At 65.4% G+C, this 16,544-nt stretch carries 17 protein-coding genes and 1 pseudogene; 11 read left to right on the top strand and 7 right to left on the bottom strand.

Going from position 1 to position 16,544, the window contains the following annotated elements; genetic code table 11:
• Positions 1-301 (top strand): annotated as a pseudogene (locus ACRDUX_RS30805) (hypothetical protein); the annotation flags it as partial.
• Between the two features lie 13 nt (positions 302-314).
• The gene (locus ACRDUX_RS30800) at positions 315-1,178 is read left to right on the top strand and encodes an alpha/beta fold hydrolase (protein ID WP_526419628.1); all 864 of its coding nucleotides are present in this window, start codon (positions 315-317) and stop codon (positions 1,176-1,178) included.
• Between the two features lie 5 nt (positions 1,179-1,183).
• Here the strand turns inward: ACRDUX_RS30800 and ACRDUX_RS30795 are convergent, their stop codons facing one another.
• Complete coding sequence (locus ACRDUX_RS30795; protein WP_526419626.1) at positions 1,184-2,071, bottom strand: alpha/beta fold hydrolase; 888 nt, start codon at positions 2,069-2,071, stop codon at positions 1,184-1,186.
• A gap of 48 nt (positions 2,072-2,119) precedes the next feature.
• Positions 2,120-2,956, bottom strand: coding sequence for a shikimate dehydrogenase family protein (locus tag ACRDUX_RS30790; RefSeq protein ID WP_526419624.1), 837 nt, complete (start codon positions 2,954-2,956; stop codon positions 2,120-2,122).
• A gap of 203 nt (positions 2,957-3,159) precedes the next feature.
• Here ACRDUX_RS30790 and ACRDUX_RS30785 point away from each other — a divergent pair, with 203 nt between their 5' ends.
• The 4 genes from ACRDUX_RS30785 (at position 3,160) to ACRDUX_RS30770 (ending at position 7,205) form a co-directional block, all read left to right on the top strand.
• A complete protein-coding gene (locus ACRDUX_RS30785; RefSeq protein WP_526419622.1) occupies positions 3,160-3,777 on the top strand; it encodes a nuclear transport factor 2 family protein in 618 nt (205 codons plus the stop codon).
• Positions 3,774-4,667 carry a dioxygenase family protein gene (locus ACRDUX_RS30780; RefSeq protein WP_526419620.1) on the top strand — a complete coding sequence of 298 codons (894 nt, stop codon included), beginning with the start codon at positions 3,774-3,776 and terminating at the stop codon, positions 4,665-4,667. The genes ACRDUX_RS30785 and ACRDUX_RS30780 overlap by 4 nt, the downstream gene beginning before the upstream one ends.
• Entirely contained in the window at positions 4,664-5,752 is a 1,089-nt protein-coding gene (locus tag ACRDUX_RS30775; protein ID WP_526419618.1) for a maleylacetate reductase, read from the top strand. The genes ACRDUX_RS30780 and ACRDUX_RS30775 overlap by 4 nt, the downstream gene beginning before the upstream one ends.
• Positions 5,753-5,837: 85 nt before the next feature.
• Positions 5,838-7,205, top strand: coding sequence for an MFS transporter (locus ACRDUX_RS30770; protein ID WP_526419616.1), 1,368 nt, complete (start codon positions 5,838-5,840; stop codon positions 7,203-7,205).
• On the opposite strand, the gene ACRDUX_RS30765 is transcribed toward ACRDUX_RS30770, so the two are convergent.
• From ACRDUX_RS30765 to ACRDUX_RS30750, 4 genes are all read right to left on the bottom strand, one after another.
• Positions 7,190-8,032, bottom strand: a complete 843-nt coding sequence (locus ACRDUX_RS30765; protein WP_526419614.1) for an alpha/beta hydrolase — start codon at positions 8,030-8,032, stop codon at positions 7,190-7,192. The genes ACRDUX_RS30770 and ACRDUX_RS30765 overlap by 16 nt on opposite strands.
• A 153-nt stretch (positions 8,033-8,185) precedes the next feature.
• Complete coding sequence (locus ACRDUX_RS30760; RefSeq protein ID WP_526419612.1) at positions 8,186-8,938, bottom strand: SDR family NAD(P)-dependent oxidoreductase; 753 nt, start codon at positions 8,936-8,938, stop codon at positions 8,186-8,188.
• Between the two features lie 36 nt (positions 8,939-8,974).
• The gene (locus ACRDUX_RS30755) at positions 8,975-9,832 is read right to left on the bottom strand and encodes a sugar phosphate isomerase/epimerase family protein (RefSeq protein ID WP_526419610.1); all 858 of its coding nucleotides are present in this window, start codon (positions 9,830-9,832) and stop codon (positions 8,975-8,977) included.
• A gap of 100 nt (positions 9,833-9,932) precedes the next feature.
• Positions 9,933-10,676, bottom strand: a complete 744-nt coding sequence (locus ACRDUX_RS30750) for an IclR family transcriptional regulator (protein ID WP_526419608.1) — start codon at positions 10,674-10,676, stop codon at positions 9,933-9,935.
• Positions 10,677-10,821: 145 nt separating this feature from the next.
• Here ACRDUX_RS30750 and ACRDUX_RS30745 point away from each other — a divergent pair, with 145 nt between their 5' ends.
• Together ACRDUX_RS30745 and ACRDUX_RS30740 are read left to right on the top strand one after the other, a co-directional pair.
• The gene (locus ACRDUX_RS30745; RefSeq protein ID WP_526419606.1) at positions 10,822-11,697 is read left to right on the top strand and encodes an alpha/beta fold hydrolase; all 876 of its coding nucleotides are present in this window, start codon (positions 10,822-10,824) and stop codon (positions 11,695-11,697) included.
• Positions 11,698-11,872: 175 nt separating this feature from the next.
• Positions 11,873-12,904 (top strand): fused (3R)-hydroxyacyl-ACP dehydratase subunits HadA/HadB, encoded by a 1,032-nt coding sequence (locus tag ACRDUX_RS30740; protein ID WP_526419604.1) that lies wholly within the window; start codon positions 11,873-11,875, stop codon positions 12,902-12,904.
• Positions 12,905-12,950: 46 nt separating this feature from the next.
• On the opposite strand, the gene ACRDUX_RS30735 is transcribed toward ACRDUX_RS30740, so the two are convergent.
• The gene (locus ACRDUX_RS30735; protein ID WP_526419603.1) at positions 12,951-13,382 is read right to left on the bottom strand and encodes an ester cyclase; all 432 of its coding nucleotides are present in this window, start codon (positions 13,380-13,382) and stop codon (positions 12,951-12,953) included.
• A 329-nt stretch (positions 13,383-13,711) separates the two neighbouring features.
• Here ACRDUX_RS30735 and ACRDUX_RS30730 point away from each other — a divergent pair, with 329 nt between their 5' ends.
• From ACRDUX_RS30730 to ACRDUX_RS30720, 3 genes are all read left to right on the top strand, one after another.
• A complete protein-coding gene (locus tag ACRDUX_RS30730; RefSeq protein WP_526419601.1) occupies positions 13,712-15,079 on the top strand; it encodes a phenylacetate--CoA ligase family protein in 1,368 nt (455 codons plus the stop codon).
• Between the two features lie 51 nt (positions 15,080-15,130).
• Positions 15,131-15,877: a GNAT family N-acetyltransferase gene (locus tag ACRDUX_RS30725; protein WP_526419599.1), complete on the top strand. Its 747-nt coding sequence runs from the start codon at positions 15,131-15,133 to the stop codon at positions 15,875-15,877.
• A 61-nt stretch (positions 15,878-15,938) separates the two neighbouring features.
• Entirely contained in the window at positions 15,939-16,412 is a 474-nt protein-coding gene (locus tag ACRDUX_RS30720) for a transposase (RefSeq protein ID WP_526419630.1), read from the top strand.
• The last annotated feature ends 132 nt before the right edge of the window (positions 16,413-16,544 follow it).

Raw genomic sequence — 16,544 nt, 5'->3', positions numbered from 1 at the left:
CTATACGGCTATATCGGCGACTTTCTATCCAACTGAGATCAGATCGACGGGGACAAGTTGGACCTCGGGAATCTCCCGATTCGGCGCAGTGTTGGGAGCAGCAGTTGGAACGACGTTGGCGAGCATGGGCGTCACGTTCCAACAGGTGTTCCTGTTACTCGTGATACCCGTATCCATCGGTGCGATCTGCATGACCTTGAAAGGACTGTATTACCGCAACTCCCCCGTTGCGACCGACCTGGACGGCCTGGTCTCATCGCCGGAATCACCGCGAAATGTCCCCACCCACCTAGGAAACTGAACAGAAACGGAGCATGACCATGTCCGACGACATTCCCGCAGATTGGCACCACGTGTTGCATCGGGTAGGAGACGACACCGCCTTACACGCCGTAGTCGCGGGTTCTGGGCCCGCCGTGTTCCTTCTCCACGGATTCCCCCAAACCTGGCGCGAGTGGATGCCCGTGATCGGCGAGCTGGCCAGGCACCACACCGTGGTGGCAGTGGATCTGAAGGGGGCGGGCAACTCGTCCAAACCCCTCACCGGTTATGACAAAGTCACCATGGCAGCGGAATTGGACGGCCTTCGACAGGTGATGGGATTCGAGACCGTACAGGTAGTCGGCCACGACATCGGCGGAATGGTCGCCTACGCCTGGGCTGCCACGCATCGCGAGACCGTCACGCGTCTGGCGATCTTCGACGTGCCGATTCCCGGTGCGACACTGTGGGACACGATCTACGCGGACCCGACGGTGTGGCACTTCGCGTTCCATCAAAGCCGTGATCTTCCGGAATTCCTGATCTCAGGACGTGAGTACGGATACGTCGAGTCCTTCCTCCGGAGCCGGGTCACCAATCACGGTGCGTTCAGTGACCGTGACGTCGAGGTGTACGCGCGAGCACTCGCGCAGCCGGGAGCCACCCGTAGTGCACTCGAATGGTACCGGGCATTCGAGCGAGATGCCGAGGACAACCGCGAGCTCGCACGCCAGCCGCTCACCATTCCCCTACTCGCCTTGGGCGGTGAAAACCGCTGGGGTCCAAGGATCGTGGACATGATGTCCGAGTTCGGCACGAACGTCACCGGAGGCGCGATCGCGAACTGCGGACATTGGGTCGTAGAAGAACGCCCCGACGCGGTCCTGGCTGCGCTCGCCAACTTCCTCGACCGCTGAAACCCCTACGCTTCGGCGCCTGCGAAGAACGTCTGCAAGACTGAGGCCAGCTGAGAGGGGTTCTCCTCTGGCGGATAGTGACCTGCACGTTCGATCATCGCCGAGGTTACGTTCGCGGCCACCTTCGACATGGTCGAGACCGAATGTCCCGACTGACCACGCTCGCCTTCGACCGCCAGCACCGGCATCGTCAGCATCGTGCGCCCGAACTCACGATTGTCGGACCGGTCCTGTGGCAGAGCCCGATAGTGCGCGAACGTACTCCGAAGTCCGCCCGGTTGTTTCAATGATCGCTCGTACTGATCCAGGGCATCGACCTCGACCGAGGTCGGATCGACGACCCCGACGGTACTGCGACGCATCCAATAGTCGATGAGTAGGCGTTCACGGCCGCGAACCAATTCTTCGGCGATGTCGCCGGACATGTTGAAGCCGAAATGCCAGCTTCCACCATTCGCGACATCCATCAATTCTTCCTGTCCAAACGCCGGAAGACTGCTTTCGATGAACGTCATCGACCGCACTTCGACTGGCCACTGCGCAGCGTAGGGGTAGGCCACGGCTCCGCCGACGTCGTGTCCGACGATGTGAACGGGTCCAACGCCCAAGTGCTCGACCAGTTGTCGGACATCGCCGGCAACGGTCTTCTTGTCGTAACCGCCCAGCGGCCGTGACGTGTCTCCGAAGCCTCTCAGGTCGGGGACGATGACGTCGTACCGGTCGGCGACTAGTGGTATCACCTTGCGCCAGGCGAACCAGGTTTGGGGCCACCCGTGCAGGAGCACGACCGGCGCCCCTCGCCCCGCGCGCACATAGTGAAGCTTCAGATCGTCCAGGTAGACGCTGTCATGCCGTACCCCCGCAGAACCTTCGATGTCTGATCCACGATCCATGTTCGTCAACTCATCCCCTTACGTGTCAGCTCAGCTTTCGACCGGAACTCACACATCGACTTCCGTGTGGCTGCCGGTTTGAGCGTCTAGGGCAAGCCCGAAGAACTGGGCTTGCAAGGCGACCTGTGCCTCGGTCATCTGCAGTCCATCTTGCACCGAGCAACCGAGCGCGGACGCCGCTCGGAGTAGCCGTGTGCTCGCCGGTTTGGTCACGATGTCCGCAACCGCGACCTCCGAGGTCACCCCGTCGAGGTCGACGGGAAGGGGATCCTCGGGCCGCATCCCAGCGGGACTGGCATTCACGACCAGGTCATACCCCTTCGCCCTGGGGGGCACGGGCTTTGAATCGGTGCCGTGCGCTGCGATCCGCTCTGCGAGTGAGTGCGAGCGCGCGGCGTCGACGTCTGAGACGTCGACCGCATTGGCGCCCCCGTCGGCCAACGCGAAGGCGATCGCGGCACCGGCGCCCCCCGAACCCACCACCAGTGAGCGCAGACCGCGAACCGGCCGAATCTTGCCCTCGAACGCGGCGACGAATCCATCGCCGTCCAACATGTCGCCGATCCACTCTCCTTCACCATTCAAACGAAGTGAGTTGACCGCACCGATGAGACGGGCTCGTTTGGTGGCTTGGGCGACTAGTTCAAAGGCCTTGATCTTGTGGGGAAGGGTCACGATGAGCCCATCTAGGTTCTGCCACCTGCGAACCCCGTCGAGGAAGTGCTCGAGTTCAGCCGGACGAACGTGCATGGGGATGCAGACCTTGTCGAGGCCGTTCGCGCGAAAGAGTCTGCTCCACACGGTTGGTGCGAGGACCTGTCCGATTGGGTCACCAATGATGCCAAGAATGCGAGTGGCACCCGAAGGTAGATGGTGCTGAGTCATGGATTCTCCATCGTCAGAGCGGGGTTTGGTCACATCGTTCATGTCATCGGCCAGCACCACCACCGCATGCGACCACTGAGTGGCATGTCCGTCGCCTGCCACTGGGCGGCAGCTGTCGCTGGCCGCGATATCCGCCTCCGTCCCAAGCTTCATCACAGACGATGTGTCGCGGGCCACACGGGTACGCGCGTCGGACGGAGGTCATGGTGCGGAACGTTGGCGACGACAAGACAGCCATCCGCGAGTTGGTCGATAACTGGGCGGTGTGGCGTGACGCGGGGGACTGGGACCGCTTCGCCTCGGTGTGGCATCCGACGAGCGGATGGATGAGCGCAACGTGGTTTCAAGGTCCCGCAACTGAATTCATCGAGCAAAGCAGGCAAGGCTTCGAGTCCGGAGTGTCGATCCTGCACTTCCTTGGCGGCCATTCCGCCGACGTCGCCGATGACCGCGCCGTGGCCCAGACGAAGATGACCATCAGCCAACGCGCAACGGTCCACGGTGTCGCGGTCGACGTCACCTGCACCGGCCGCTTCTACGACTTCCTGCAACACGACACGCACTGGACGATCGTGCGGCGCCAGCCGATCTACGAGAAGGACCGGCTCGACGTCATCGATCCCTCTGATCGGCTGGACATCGATCATGAACTGCTCGACGAATTTCCTAGTGGCTACCGGTATCTGGGCTACGTACAGAGCAGGGCAGGCTTCACCGTCAAGAACGGTTTACCGGGCCTGACTGGTGCTGCCGTGCAACGCCTCTACGACGAAGGCGCGAAGTGGCTGGCCGGCGCAGACACCCCGGGTGTGCCGCTATGACCGCCGTTCACGGCGGTTTCAGCGAGCTGAACTCCGTGCCGATCGTCGTGGACAGCCTTCGGGACACACCGGATGAACGCCTGAAGACGGTACTCACCAACCTCGTCGAGCACCTGCACCGCTTCGTGAAGGACGTCGAACCCACCCACGCCGAGTGGCAGCAGGCGATCGACTTCCTGACCGCGGTCGGGCACCAATGCGATGACACCCGACAGGAATTCGTACTACTTAGCGACGTTCTCGGCGTCTCGATGCTGGTCGACGCGATCAACAACCGACGGTCTGCCACCGCCACCGAGACCACCGTCCTGGGTCCGTTCCACATGGTCGAGTCGCCCGAACGCCGGCTCGGTGCGGACATCTCTCTCGACCACGACGGAGTGCCGTGCGTCTTCGCAGGCCGGGTCCACTCGTCGGATGGAACGCCTCTGCCGGGAGCGCAGGTGGACGTCTGGCAGGCCAACGGGTCCGGGTACTACGACGTCCAACAGCCCGACATCCAACCGGAACGCAACCTGCGCGGCCTGTTCGTCACCGATGACGACGGTCGGTTCTGGTTACGCACCGTGGTCCCCCGCTATTACCCGATTCCCGACGACGGACCGGTGGGCGCCCTCCTGGCAGCAACCAAGCGGCACCCCAATCGACCCGCACACATTCACGTCATCGCTGCGGCCGCCGATCACGCACCACTCACGACACACGTGTTCGTCGAGGGCAGCCCATACCTGGACTCGGACACCGTATTCGGCGTCAAGGAATCGTTGATCCGGTCTGTCATCATCATGGATGACCCCGCCCTCGCCGCACGCTACAAGGTGCCAAACCCGTTCCGGCTCTTGGAGTTCGACGTCGTTCTCGATCGCCGCGACCGGCAGGCGCGGCCATGAGCTACGACTTCGTCCACCAGAGCCACAGCGGCCGAGTGATCTTCGCGCCGGGCGCCCGGTCCCGACTGGCCGCCGAGACCGAGCGCCTCCAGCTGCGTCGACTGATGGTGGTGTGCACTCGCGGTCACGCCGACCTCGCCGCCGAGGTGGCCGCACCGCTGGGTGCCGCACTGGTTGAGCTGCACGCCCACGCCGAGATGCACGTGCCCGCGAAGGTCGCGGCGACGGCAGTCGACCGAGCCAGGGAGCACGGCGCCGACGGATGCGTCGCCATCGGTGGGGGTTCGGCGATCGGCTTGGGCAAGGCCGTCGCGAAGGACACCGGCATTCCGCTGATCGCCGTCCCGACCACCTACGCCGGCTCGGAGATGACCCCCATCTGGGGCATCACGGATGGAGGCCGTAAACGCACCGGCCGCGACGTGACCGTCCTTCCCGTAACGGTGATCTACGACTCCGAGCTGACGCTCGGTCTTCCGACGGCCCAATCGGTGACCAGTGCCGTGAACGCGCTGGCACACGCGGTCGAGGCGATGTACGCCCCCGACCGCTCGCCGGTGACGGACCTCATCGCCGCCGAGTCCGCGCGCGCGATCGTCACGGCTCTGCCCCTCGTCGTCGCCAACCCCGCAGACATCGCCGCACGCACCGAACTGCTGCACGGAGCGTGGTTGGCCGGCATGTCGCTCGGGGTGACGACGATGTCACTGCACCACCAGCTGTGCCACATCCTCGGCGGCACGTTCACCCTGCCGCACGCCGAGACCCACGCCGCAGTTCTGCCGCATGTGCTGCGACTCAACCTCGCTGCTGCGCCACGTGCGCAGCAGCGGCTCCAGACGGCGTTCGCCGCCGAGGATCCAGCCGCCTACCTGTTTCACCTCGTGCAGGACCTGGGTGCGCAGATGTCCCTCACCGCGCTCGGCATGCCGCCGGATGGTGTCGCGACGGTGATCGACCAGGCGTTGGCGGCGCCTTACGCAAACCCCACCCCGGTCACCGCCCCCGGCCTGCAGGCCCTACTCGCCGACGCCGCGGCCGGATCTCCTCCGCAGCCCATCCGCACGTACTCACTTCAGAACTGACCGGTCACCACTCGGCGGGCCGCGTTCCACCCAATCCGAATCCGTCGGCGAGAGCCATGATTCAAGCTGTCCAAAGGAGGACATCGTGCACCCAGGAGAACCGATCGATCTGCAGGGCGTGATCGACCGTCATCGAGTAGGACGTCTTCAGAGACGGGTCCTCGGACTGTGCTTCGGCGTGTTGGTCCTCGACGGAATCGACATCGCGCTCGTCGCCTTCATCGCACCATCCCTGATCACGGACTGGGGGCTCACCAAGGCACAGTTGGGCCCCATCGTCACCAGCGGCCTGTTCGGTCTGGCCATCGGCTCATTGGTGGCCGGGCCGCTCGCGGACCGCTTCGGACGCCGCAAGGTCATCATCGGCGCCCTGATCACCTTCGGGGTGATGAGCGCCGCGACCGCTCTGGCCACCGGCGTCCTGTCGTTCTCCATCCTGCGTCTTCTGACGGGTCTCGGACTGGGCGCTGCGATGCCCAACGCCACGACGCTGGTCAGCGAGTACGCACCCACGAGGCGGCGCAGCGCGATGATGGCGATCACATACTGCGGTATGACGCTCGGCGGAGCGGTCGCCGGTTATCTGACCAGCGTGTTGGTGCAGATCGCCAGCTGGCACTGGGCTCTGATCGTCGGCGGCATCCTGCCACTCGCGTACGTCGTCGTGATAGCCGTTGCGTTGCCGGAGTCACCGAAGTTCCTGGCCCGCAACGACCTTCGCCGGACCGAACTGATCTCGTTGATGAGATCGATGGTTCCCGAACATTTTCCGGACGGTATCCGGTTCTGCCTGGACGAACCCGCCACCGGCTCCAAGCTCACCGTGACTGCGTTGATGGGCCGGCGCTTCCGCATCGGCACGGTGACGATCTGGGTCGGATTCGTGGCGGCGTTCTTCATCGTCTACCTGATGAACAGCTGGTTGCCGATCCTCATGACCGACGTCGGCTTCTCCCTGGCCGCTGCTGCGACCATCGGACTGCTGCTTCAGCTGGGCGGTACCGTCGGCAACATCGCCATCGGCTGGTTGATGGACAGTTACGGCCTCCACCGGGTGGTGGCCATCGGAATGGGTTGCGCTGCAGTGATGCTCGCTCTCATCGCGGTCGCACCGCAGGACGTGGTCGTCATCGGTTGCCTCATCTTCGTACTCGGCATGTTCACCAACTCGGTGGCCACTGGCTTCCCGATTCTGTCGGCATCGTTCTACCCCACCGCAATCCGTGCCACCGGCACCAGCTGGGCCACCGGCGTCGCACGGTTCGGCGCCATCGCGGGCGCGGGCGCGGGCACCGCGCTCGTCGCGCTCGGGATGAACTACCGTCAGGTCTTCCTGGCCTTGCTGATTCCCGCAGCGATCTCCATCGCCGCGGTCGCCGTCAAGGCGAGGCGTGCACCGACCGCTCAACGCGCAGCCGAGTCCAACGCCTCCACCGTTCACACGGCCGGGTAGTCCGCGCTCTTCAGCGCAACGTCCGCCAACAGAGCCGCCAACTCGGCGGGACGCGTGACGAACGGTGAATGGCCGCCGGTCAGGTCACGCACATCGAACCGCTGCTCGGGGTAGGCCTCGTCGGCCTCGGCGATCATGAGGTCCTGCGTGACGGGGGGCAGGGCGCGGTCATCGGTGAGGCGGATGTACGTCCGCGGGATCTGTCCCCACCGTTGTGCACTGACCACCACCGGCGCGGTCAGGCTTGAGAACGGCTCGTCGGGGTGCAGCAGCTGACGCCAGCCGCTCGGGGCATCGTCGGGCAGATCGTCGAGGAAGGCGTACCGCACGGCCTCGAGGACCGTCGGATCCTCGTCGAAGGGGTTGATCCGGTGTGCACCAAGCTCGCTCGGCTCCCCGACCATCGGAATCTTGGCGGCGACGACGTTCTCGTCGGCGTTGATGTAGTCGGTGAACCGCGGCCGCCCGGCCGGCACGAATGCCGAGAGGTACACCAGCCGATCAACCATTTCGGGTGCCTGCTCGGCGGCCAGCGAGGCGGGTCCGCCACCCGCACTGTGCGCGACGACCACGATCCGTCGCCCCCGGGAATGCAGGTCCGTGACCTCCGACAGGATCACGTCCGCCGAGTCCTGCATCGTCACATCGGCGACCGCAGACTTCTGCGACTCCAGTCCGGGCTGTCCGGCGAGCAGGTAACTCGACGGTATCGGGGCGTTCACGCCATGGCCCGGCAGATCGACGGCAATGCTGTCGAGGCCCAGCCTCACCAAGTACCGCTGCGTCGCCGCCCAGTGCGCGGAGGAATGCCACGCGCCGTGAACCAATACGAGGAGCGTACTGCCCGGTGTTGTGTTGTTCACTCAAAACCTCTGTGATCGAATGATGTTGGTAGCGGCCGACTGTCGGCCCCATTCGATCGTCAGTGAGGGTGATGGCTGTGCGCCAGGGCATACTGCTGCTGAGCGGCAGCGGCAGGTTCAGACAGCCGTCAGTCCGCCGTCGACGAGAATCTCGACTCCCGTCACATAGCTCGATTCGTCGGTGGCGAGGAACAGCACCACGTCCGCGACTTCCTGGACCTCACCGGCTCGTTTCATGGGGACACCGTCGATCTGCTTGGCACGCCACACCGGGTCCGCCGATCCACGGGACGTCTGCATCGGCGGTAGCATGCCGGGCGCCACTGCGTTGATCCGAATCCCATCAGCGGCGTACTGCACTGCGCCGGTGACGGTCATCGACTTGACGGCAGCCTTTGACGCGCCGTAGCCGAGGTGAATGCCGTACTGACCGATGTTCGCGGAGATCGAAGACATGTTGACGATCGATCCACCCCCCGCGAGCTTCATGGTCGCGGCGCCGTGTTTGATGCCCAGGAACACGCTTCGCGCATTGATGGCCATCAACTGGTCGTAGAAGCCGGTGCTCGTGAGGTCCGGGTTGAAGGTACCGCTGATACCCGCGTTGTTGACGAGCACGTCGAGTCGGGTGTGATGCGACACCGTGTCGTCGATCGCCGAAAGCCAAGAGTTCTCGTCAGTGACGTCGAGATGCAGATACTGCGCCGTGCCTCCGCCTTGATTGATCTCGTCGGCTGCACGACAACCGGATTCGTCGTCGATGTCGGCGAGGATCACCACCGCCCCCTCCCGACTGAACGTGCGGGCAGTGGCAAGGCCCATGCCGTTCGCCGCTCCGGTGATCAAGGCTGTCTTACCGGCCAACCGCATGATCGATGGTCCCCTTCCTCGAGCGTGACTTCTGCATCACCGACAGGCCCGGTCGTGATTGGTGAACCACGGCTCGGGTCTAATTCCTGCCTGGCGCAGCACATCCGCGCCGGCATCGAACGCCAAGCCTGCCGCGGTCGCGGTCGGCTTGGCGTCGAGGTCATCTGAGAAGACCTCGACCGAGACCGGTCCCGAGAATCCCTGCCCGTGGAGTGCATCGAGGATTCGTGCGGTTGCTCCGGCGCCCTGACCAGGAAGCAGTCGGTGGTGGCGTGCCTCCTCGGTGAGGTCGGCGCGGGGCACGTGGAGAACGTCGCACAATTGTAGGGACGTGATCTTCTCGACGGGCACTCGTCCCAAGTCAGCTGCCTGCGAGTCTGATCGGAACCAATGCCACAGATCGATGATCACCCCGCCGTTGGGTCGATCGGCGGCTTCGACGATCGCCCACGCGTCGGCCAATGCCGCCACATGGCTGTACGGGAGGAACTCGAATCCCACGAGGACGCCGAAATCAGCTGCGCGGTCGCAGAGTTCGCCGAATCCACGGACCAGTTCCACGCTAGTGTGCGGGTAGAACATCGGGACGTTCAACTGCCGGAAGCCCACTGCCCGGGCAAACGCGAACATCGCTTCTTCGACGGGATCCACCTGGCGAAGTGCCCAGTCCCACGTGTGCTCGACCTCGAGGGTGCGCATCGCGTGCCGGTCGAGCAAGTCGCGGATGGCGGGCAGCTCCATGCCGGAGTCGGCGTAGTCGGCGACGCGGAATCCCAAGCCGGTGAACCCTGCGGCCGACGCGGCTGCGACCCGCGTGGGCAGGTCGGCCCGGCGCAGGGTGCTGGAGCTACACGTCAGCGAGATCGGCTCGCTGTGCTGATCAATCTTCGGCAAGACCGCTCCTCTGCTCGCGTCCGTGGCGTTCCATGAACGCCATCGTGTGCCTGCTGGCCGGGAATGCCGACGCATCGCTGCCACTCAGTGGCATTCACGGTCAGGCGCTACGCGCGACACCGAGCGCCGCCGTGCGGACAGCAGGCGCCAATCGGTCCAATGCCGCCCCGGAGTGGGTGACGATGCCCAGCGCACCCCACAGCCGTCCCGCTGTGATGATGGGCGTCGCCACCGAGATCGCCCCGATCGTCATCTCCTGGTAGGAGAACGCGACCCCGGTGCGACGCACACCCTCCAGTGCAGCAGCCAGCCGCCCCGGCTCGACGATGCTGTGAATCGTGGACCGGCTCAGTCCCCGAGCAACCACGTCCTCCAGAAACTCCCGCGGCGAGAACGCCAACAGGGCTTTGCCCACGCCGGTCGTATGCAACGGCAACCGCCCGCCGACCTGCGTCGCCGTGGGCACTGCCTTGTTCCCGGACACCTTCTCGATGCACAACGCCTCCATGCCGTCGAGCACTGCGAGTTGAACATTCTCACGCGTCGCCTCGAACAGGTCGTGCATGTACGGAAGCGCCGCTTCACGCAGGTCACGGGTCTGCGGCGCCAGCGACCCGACCTGCCAGAGCCGCATGCCCACCCGATAGGACCCATCCGGCACGCGCTCGAGTCCGCCCCATGCGACCAGCTCCATGATTAGCCGGCGAGCGGTGGACAGAGGCAGCTGCGCCCCCTTCGCGATCTCGGTGAGGGTGAGTGCCCGATGACCGACGTCGAAACAGTCGAGGACCGCCAGCAGGCGGCTCCCGACCGTCTGACCGGGAACACCGACGTTGCCTGCCATCGGCCACCCCTTCCCTGCTTGGTCCACGGTATGAGCCGGCGCCCGCGACGCGTGCACACAGACTTCCACTCAGTGGCAATGCCGTGTTGCCGGGGGTGCGCAACTGACCGCAGCCTGGGATCACCGACGACCGATACGAGGGAAGATGTCTGCTCAGACCGTGGAGTTCGTGCGGCTCGACGAGGTCGAACTCGCGTACCGCATCGCAGGCGACGGGCCCGAGCTCGTCGTGCTGCTGCATGGATGGCCGCAGACGGGCGAGTGCTGGCGACACGTCGTGGGGCCGCTCAGCGAACGACACACCGTCGTCGCGCCCGACTTGCGCGGGTACGGCGCCTCCGGGCTCGCCGACACCGGCTATGACAAACGCGCGACCGCATCGGATCTGTCCGGCCTCATCGCCCACCTCGGGCACGATTCGGCGATCGTCATCGGCCACGACCGCGGTGCCCGGGTCGCGCACCGTTGGGCGTTGGACCGCCCCGATGAGGTGTCCGCGCTGGTCCTGCTCGACATCCTGCCGACCAGGGTCGTGATGCAGTCTTTCGATCGGGATTCCACAAGTGCCATGTGGCACTGGTTCTTTCATCGCAACGGCGCGCTCGCCACAGAGCTCATCTCGGGCAACGTCGGGACCTACCTGCGCCATTTCTTCGCGTCGGTCCTCGACAGCGGCGCCGTCGACGAGTCCACGTTCGACGCATACGTCCGCGCTTACAGCGAACCGGCACATCTGCGGGCGTCGATGGAGGACTACGGCGCCGGCTTCACCATCGACCTCGACCGCGACGAGGCCGACCATGCCCGCGGCCTCCGACTGTCCGCCCCGCTGCTGGTGTTGTGGGGTGCAGACGGTGGCCTCGCCCGGCAGGACGTCGTGCGCATCTGGCGGGAACACCACGACGACCCCGCCTCGGTCACGGGTCACGCCGTACCGGGCGGTCACTACGTCCCCGAGGAGGCGCCGCGGGAACTCCTGCGAGCCGTCACGTCATTCCTGGAGACCAGCGCTACGGCGTGACCGCGGAACGCCGCGCCGAGACTGCACACCATGATTGGAAGCATTCCGAACCGCCGCTTGCAGGGGAATGCACGACTAGCGCGAGGCGGATCGACGTGTATTGCTACGGTGTCCGCGCGCTAGTGTGCTTTGGTCGGCCTCAGCGAACAAGCCGATAGATAAGTTGAGCAAATTCATGACCGCAGCAGCAGAGACGTCGGCGATTGAATCGCGCGTTGGCCACTACTACCAGGTGGACGACACCTATCTGGTAGGCCACGAGAAGGTACGCGAGTACGCCCGTGCAGTGCAGGACTATCACCCCGCACACTGGGATGCCGCCACCGCCGCGGAGTTGGGATACTCGGGCCTGGTGGCGCCGCTGACGTTTACGTCGATCCCGGCCATGGCAGCCAATCGGCACCTTTTCGAATCGGTGGTCGTCGGTTATGACATGTACCTGCAGACCGAAGAAGTCTTCGAGCAGCACCGCCCGATCGTGGCCGGTGACGAACTGCACGTCGACGTCGAACTGTCGTCGGTGCGCAGGATCGCCGGCAGAGATCTGATCACCGTGACCAACACCTACACCGACACTGCCGGCGAGCGCGTGCACACCCTGCACACCACCGTCGTCGGCGTCACCGCGGAGGACGTCGATCCGACGATCAGGTCGGCCGTGCACAACGTGATGATGCACGACGTCAACATGCTCGGAGCCGACGAACCCGGTGTCGCCTACGAGAAGACGGTGCGACCCGACGGCGAGGTTCGCATCGCCGATGCGGGCACGACCCGCACGCCAGGCACGCGGTCCTTCGATGACGTGACGGTCGGCGATGAGCTACCGGCGCATCACGCCCGACTCTCCCGCGGCGACCTGGTGAACTACGCCGGCGTAGCCGGCGACGCCAACCCGATTCACTGGGACGAAGCCATCGCCAAGCTGGCGGGGCTGCCCGACGTGATCGCCCACGGGATGCTCACCATGGGTTTGGGTGCCGGATTCGCCTCGGCATGGTCCGGCGACCCCGGTGCGGTCACCCGCTACGCGGTGCGGCTGTCCCAGCCAGCGATCGTGTCGGCCACCGAGGGCACGGACATCGAGTTCACCGGTCGGATCAAGTCGCTGGACCCGGCGACCCGCACCGGTGTCGTCATCATCGCCGCGAAGTCCGGTGGCCGGAAGATCTTCGGCCTGGCGACGGTGAACGTCCGCTTCCGCTGACCTGGCGGTCACCCGACATTGCCGTGGCCTCCGATCGCCACAACAGTCAGACTTCTACGCGGGCACCCAGTTGGTGCACCAGCGAGAAGAGGTTCGCAACGCCCCAGTGCTCGACGATTCGCCCATCGCGAACCCGCATCGCGTCAACAGTTTCGAACTGTATGACACGGCCCGTTGGTGCGATGCCGAAGATCTCGCCCTGATGAGTGCCGTGGTAGGTCTTGAACGTGGTCACCACATCTCCATCCACTGTCTGCCAATGGATCTCGGGCCGGAAGTCGGGAAAAGCCCCACGCAACCGGTGATAGAGCGCCCGCACCCCTTCTTTGTCCGGGGCAGTCCCGGGCTGCGGTGTGTGGTCGATGAAGTCATCAGCGAATAGCGTGTCGAACAAGTCGAAATCCCCCCGCCCCTGGACCTGCTCGGTGTTTCGCCGCACGATCTCTTTGGCTGTCTCCTCAGCCGTGCTGTGGCTCATCTCGTTCCCTTCGTCCGGACGGTTCAGCGCGGTTCAAACATCCCGTTGTCGTCCACGTGCACCCCGCAACTAGACATAACCGGACTGTGGTCCAGATATTCCGGGCAGCCGCGCAGGCACCGCCATCGGGAGGGCCTGCGGCAGGCGATTCGATTCAGCTCACCCGCACATTCGCAGGATTCAAGGAGCCAACGCGCCCGCTCTCACGCCTGAGATAGCGGAGGCGTTGCATCCGCGGTGCCGATATACGTGAGACCGCCGAAGGTGCTGCCATCGGGTCGACCTCGGATGCATCATGGGATCCGATGGAAGCGGAGAAGGGAGCCGTGATGGGACGGTCCGCATACCAACGCATCCGCGCCGCCCACCTCCATGCCGTGCACGCGGCACTCACCGATCACGTGGCCCGCCTCGACTGGTCGGCACAGCAGATTCAGCGGCACCGCGATGCGCGATTGCGCTCAGTGCTTGCGTACGCCCACGAGCGCTCGCCGTTCTACGCTGAGCGGCTGCGCGGCGTGGACTTCGAGGCGGTGACGGCGTCCGAGCTGGCGTCGATTCCGATGCTGACGAAAGCTGAAGCGCAAAGCGAGTGGGATGCGATCGTGACGACGCCCGACCTCAATCGTCAATTTGCAGAACGGGTTCTGACTGAGCAGACCTGGTTCTCCTATACCCGACACGATCAGCAGGTGTTCAGTTCCGGCGGCGCCAGCGGGGTCCGCGGGGTGTACGTCTGGGATTGGCAGTTCTTCGTCACCACCGCGTGTCTGGCGTGGCGCATGCAGGCGCGTGCCGAGCGACGCCACCCCTCGGCGGCACCGACGCGGCTGGCCGTACTCGCGGCTGGGGGGCCACCGCACGCCAGCACACCGCTGTTCGACGTGCCGACCGTCGCGGGTATGGACACCGCCGTCATCGATGCCGGAGCACCGTTCGAAGAGGTCCTCTCGGCGGTCCAAACCTACGCTCCCACCCACCTCGTCGGGTATGCCAGTGTCATCGGCCGCCTGGCCCGTGCGTCGTTGGCCGGCGACCTCCGCATCCGACCCCACCGGGTGAGCACGAACTCCGAACCCCTCTTGCCCGAAGACCGCGACGCGATCATCGATGCCTGGCACGCGCCGTTGCACAATCTGTGGGGTTCAACGGAACTCGGTGTGCAAGCGGTCGGCTGCGGGTACGGGTCGGGACTGCACATCTGCGAGGACGAGGTGATCCTCGAACGCGTCGACGACTCCGGCGCACCCGTGGGTCCCGACGAACCGGCGGTGCGCACGCTGGCCACTGGCCTGTCGAACCGCACGTTCCCCTTCGTCCGGTACGACCTCGGCGACGAGATCTCGCTGATGTCCGAGCCGTGTGCCTGCGGCAGCGCGTTCGCCAGGGTGGCCGATATCAGCGGTCGTCGTGACGACGACTTCGTCTACGGCTCCCATACGGTGCCCGCCAGCGCCTTTCGACACGTACTCGGTACGGATCCGCGCATCGTCGAGTACCAGGTGCTGCAGACCGAGCACGGTGTGGACGTGCTGGCGGTTGCGGATGCGAGCGTGCAAGACATGGTCCCTGCGTTGATCTCGGCGATGCAGCGCCACGGAGTTGCCCACCCGTCGATTCGCATCCGGTCGGTCGAGACCCTGGGGCGCAACCCGGCCAGTGGCAAGCTCAAGCGCTTCGTGCCACTCCCCCGTTAACCTAACGGTGTGGGCTGCAGCTGCGGTGACGGCACCGTCGAACATGACTCGATGTCGCGACGGTCCCTGCGGGCGGCTCCGCTGTCGGCGGTCGTCGGCGACGCGCTCGCACCCAACGTCCTGGACAACCCCGTCTACGCGTCGTTGACCGGTCCGCACCGACACTTCGCCCACCAGTTGGGTCGTTGCGCGCGCTACCCCACTGCGGTGTCCGCCTTCGCTGGGTTCGCAAGTCTACCCACTGCCGACGACTGGGCCGACATGGCCGAGATCGCCGGTCCTGCAACGGTGCTCATCCTGACCGGGGTGTTCGCCGATCCCCCACAGGGCTGGGAGGTGGTGGAGCGCATCCCCGGCGTGCAGCTCGTCGACGACGGCGTGGCCGCCGCACCCGACGACGAGACCATCCGGTTGGGCCCCGCCGACGTGCCCGAGATGTTGGCACTGGTCGCCGACACCAGGCCGGGGCCGTTCTTTCCCCGCACCGTCGAACTTGGCACCTATCTGGGTGTGCGTCGTGGCGGTCGCCTCGTCGCGATGGCCGGCGAGCGCCTACACCCGCCGGGTCTCACCGAGATCAGCGCGGTGTGCACAGCGGCAGAGTTCCGCGGCCAGGGCCTGTCCACCCGGCTCGTGCACGCCGTCGCCCACCAGATCCGAGCCCGCGGCGAGACGCCATTCCTGCACGCCGCCGTCTCCAACGCCACGGCGATCCGGCTCTACCGGGCACTGGGTTTCCGGCTCGCCCGCACCCCCGGCTTCTTGGCCGTCCAAACTCCGGGGCGTCCCACCGACTGAGCGCCAGCGTCGTTGCGGCTCCGCCTGCCCGTCCCGCCACCACTAAACACGATGACGGTGGCTGGGTCGGTGTGACAGGGGGCTGTCGGCGTTCCTGGCCGCAGCCACCATCGACGGCACCGAAGTCGCCCGGATCACCGATGCCCCCAAGGCGTTGACTGCCGGGATGACGAAGCAACGGCGGCTGGCGAAGTCGTTGTCGCGCACACAGAAGGGATCACACAACCGCCGTGACGCCACCGCGAAACTACGGCGTCACCATTTTCACGTCGCGAACGTGCGGCGCCATTTCCTGCACCAGATTTCGAACGAGTTGGTCAAGACCCACGACCGGCTCGTCCTCGAAGACCTCAACGTGTCCGGAATGCTGCACAACCACCGGCTGGCCCAAGCGATCTCCGATGCGGGCTGGACCGAGTTCGCCCGCAACCTGGGCTACAAACAGGCCTGGCGGCACGGCTCGGTCGTGCTGGCCGATCGGTGGTATCCGTCCAGCAAGCGGTGCTCCCAGTGCGGGACCATCCAGGGCGGCTGACGCTCGCCGATCGGGTGTTCACCTGCGACTGCGGGCATTCGGCTGATCGCGACCTCACCGCCGCGATCAACCTCGCGTACTGGGGCCAGACCCATCACGCTGATTCACCCTCCGAGCCCCGGACCCCCAAGC

The sequence above is a fragment of the Mycobacterium sp. genome (assembly GCF_050701675.1).
In the GTDB taxonomy this organism is placed as follows: domain Bacteria; phylum Actinomycetota; class Actinomycetes; order Mycobacteriales; family Mycobacteriaceae; genus Mycobacterium.
This window is presented reverse-complemented; position numbering and strand designations above follow the sequence as displayed.

Coding starts and splice junctions, on each gene's coding strand:
- ACRDUX_RS30745 (WP_526419606.1), top strand. CDS start 10,822: ATGTCTGCTCAGACCGTGGAGTTCGTGCGGCTCGACGAGGTCGAACTC.
- ACRDUX_RS30740 (WP_526419604.1), top strand. CDS start 11,873: ATGACCGCAGCAGCAGAGACGTCGGCGATTGAATCGCGCGTTGGCCAC.
- ACRDUX_RS30760 (WP_526419612.1), bottom strand. CDS start 8,938: ATGCGGTTGGCCGGTAAGACAGCCTTGATCACCGGAGCGGCGAACGGC.
- ACRDUX_RS30780 (WP_526419620.1), top strand. CDS start 3,774: ATGACCGCCGTTCACGGCGGTTTCAGCGAGCTGAACTCCGTGCCGATC.
- ACRDUX_RS30785 (WP_526419622.1), top strand. CDS start 3,160: ATGGTGCGGAACGTTGGCGACGACAAGACAGCCATCCGCGAGTTGGTC.
- ACRDUX_RS30800 (WP_526419628.1), top strand. CDS start 315: ATGACCATGTCCGACGACATTCCCGCAGATTGGCACCACGTGTTGCAT.
- ACRDUX_RS30750 (WP_526419608.1), bottom strand. CDS start 10,676: ATGGCAGGCAACGTCGGTGTTCCCGGTCAGACGGTCGGGAGCCGCCTG.
- ACRDUX_RS30795 (WP_526419626.1), bottom strand. CDS start 2,071: ATGGATCGTGGATCAGACATCGAAGGTTCTGCGGGGGTACGGCATGAC.
- ACRDUX_RS30730 (WP_526419601.1), top strand. CDS start 13,712: ATGGGACGGTCCGCATACCAACGCATCCGCGCCGCCCACCTCCATGCC.
- ACRDUX_RS30725 (WP_526419599.1), top strand. CDS start 15,131: ATGTCGCGACGGTCCCTGCGGGCGGCTCCGCTGTCGGCGGTCGTCGGC.
- ACRDUX_RS30775 (WP_526419618.1), top strand. CDS start 4,664: ATGAGCTACGACTTCGTCCACCAGAGCCACAGCGGCCGAGTGATCTTC.
- ACRDUX_RS30790 (WP_526419624.1), bottom strand. CDS start 2,956: ATGACTCAGCACCATCTACCTTCGGGTGCCACTCGCATTCTTGGCATC.
- ACRDUX_RS30735 (WP_526419603.1), bottom strand. CDS start 13,382: ATGAGCCACAGCACGGCTGAGGAGACAGCCAAAGAGATCGTGCGGCGA.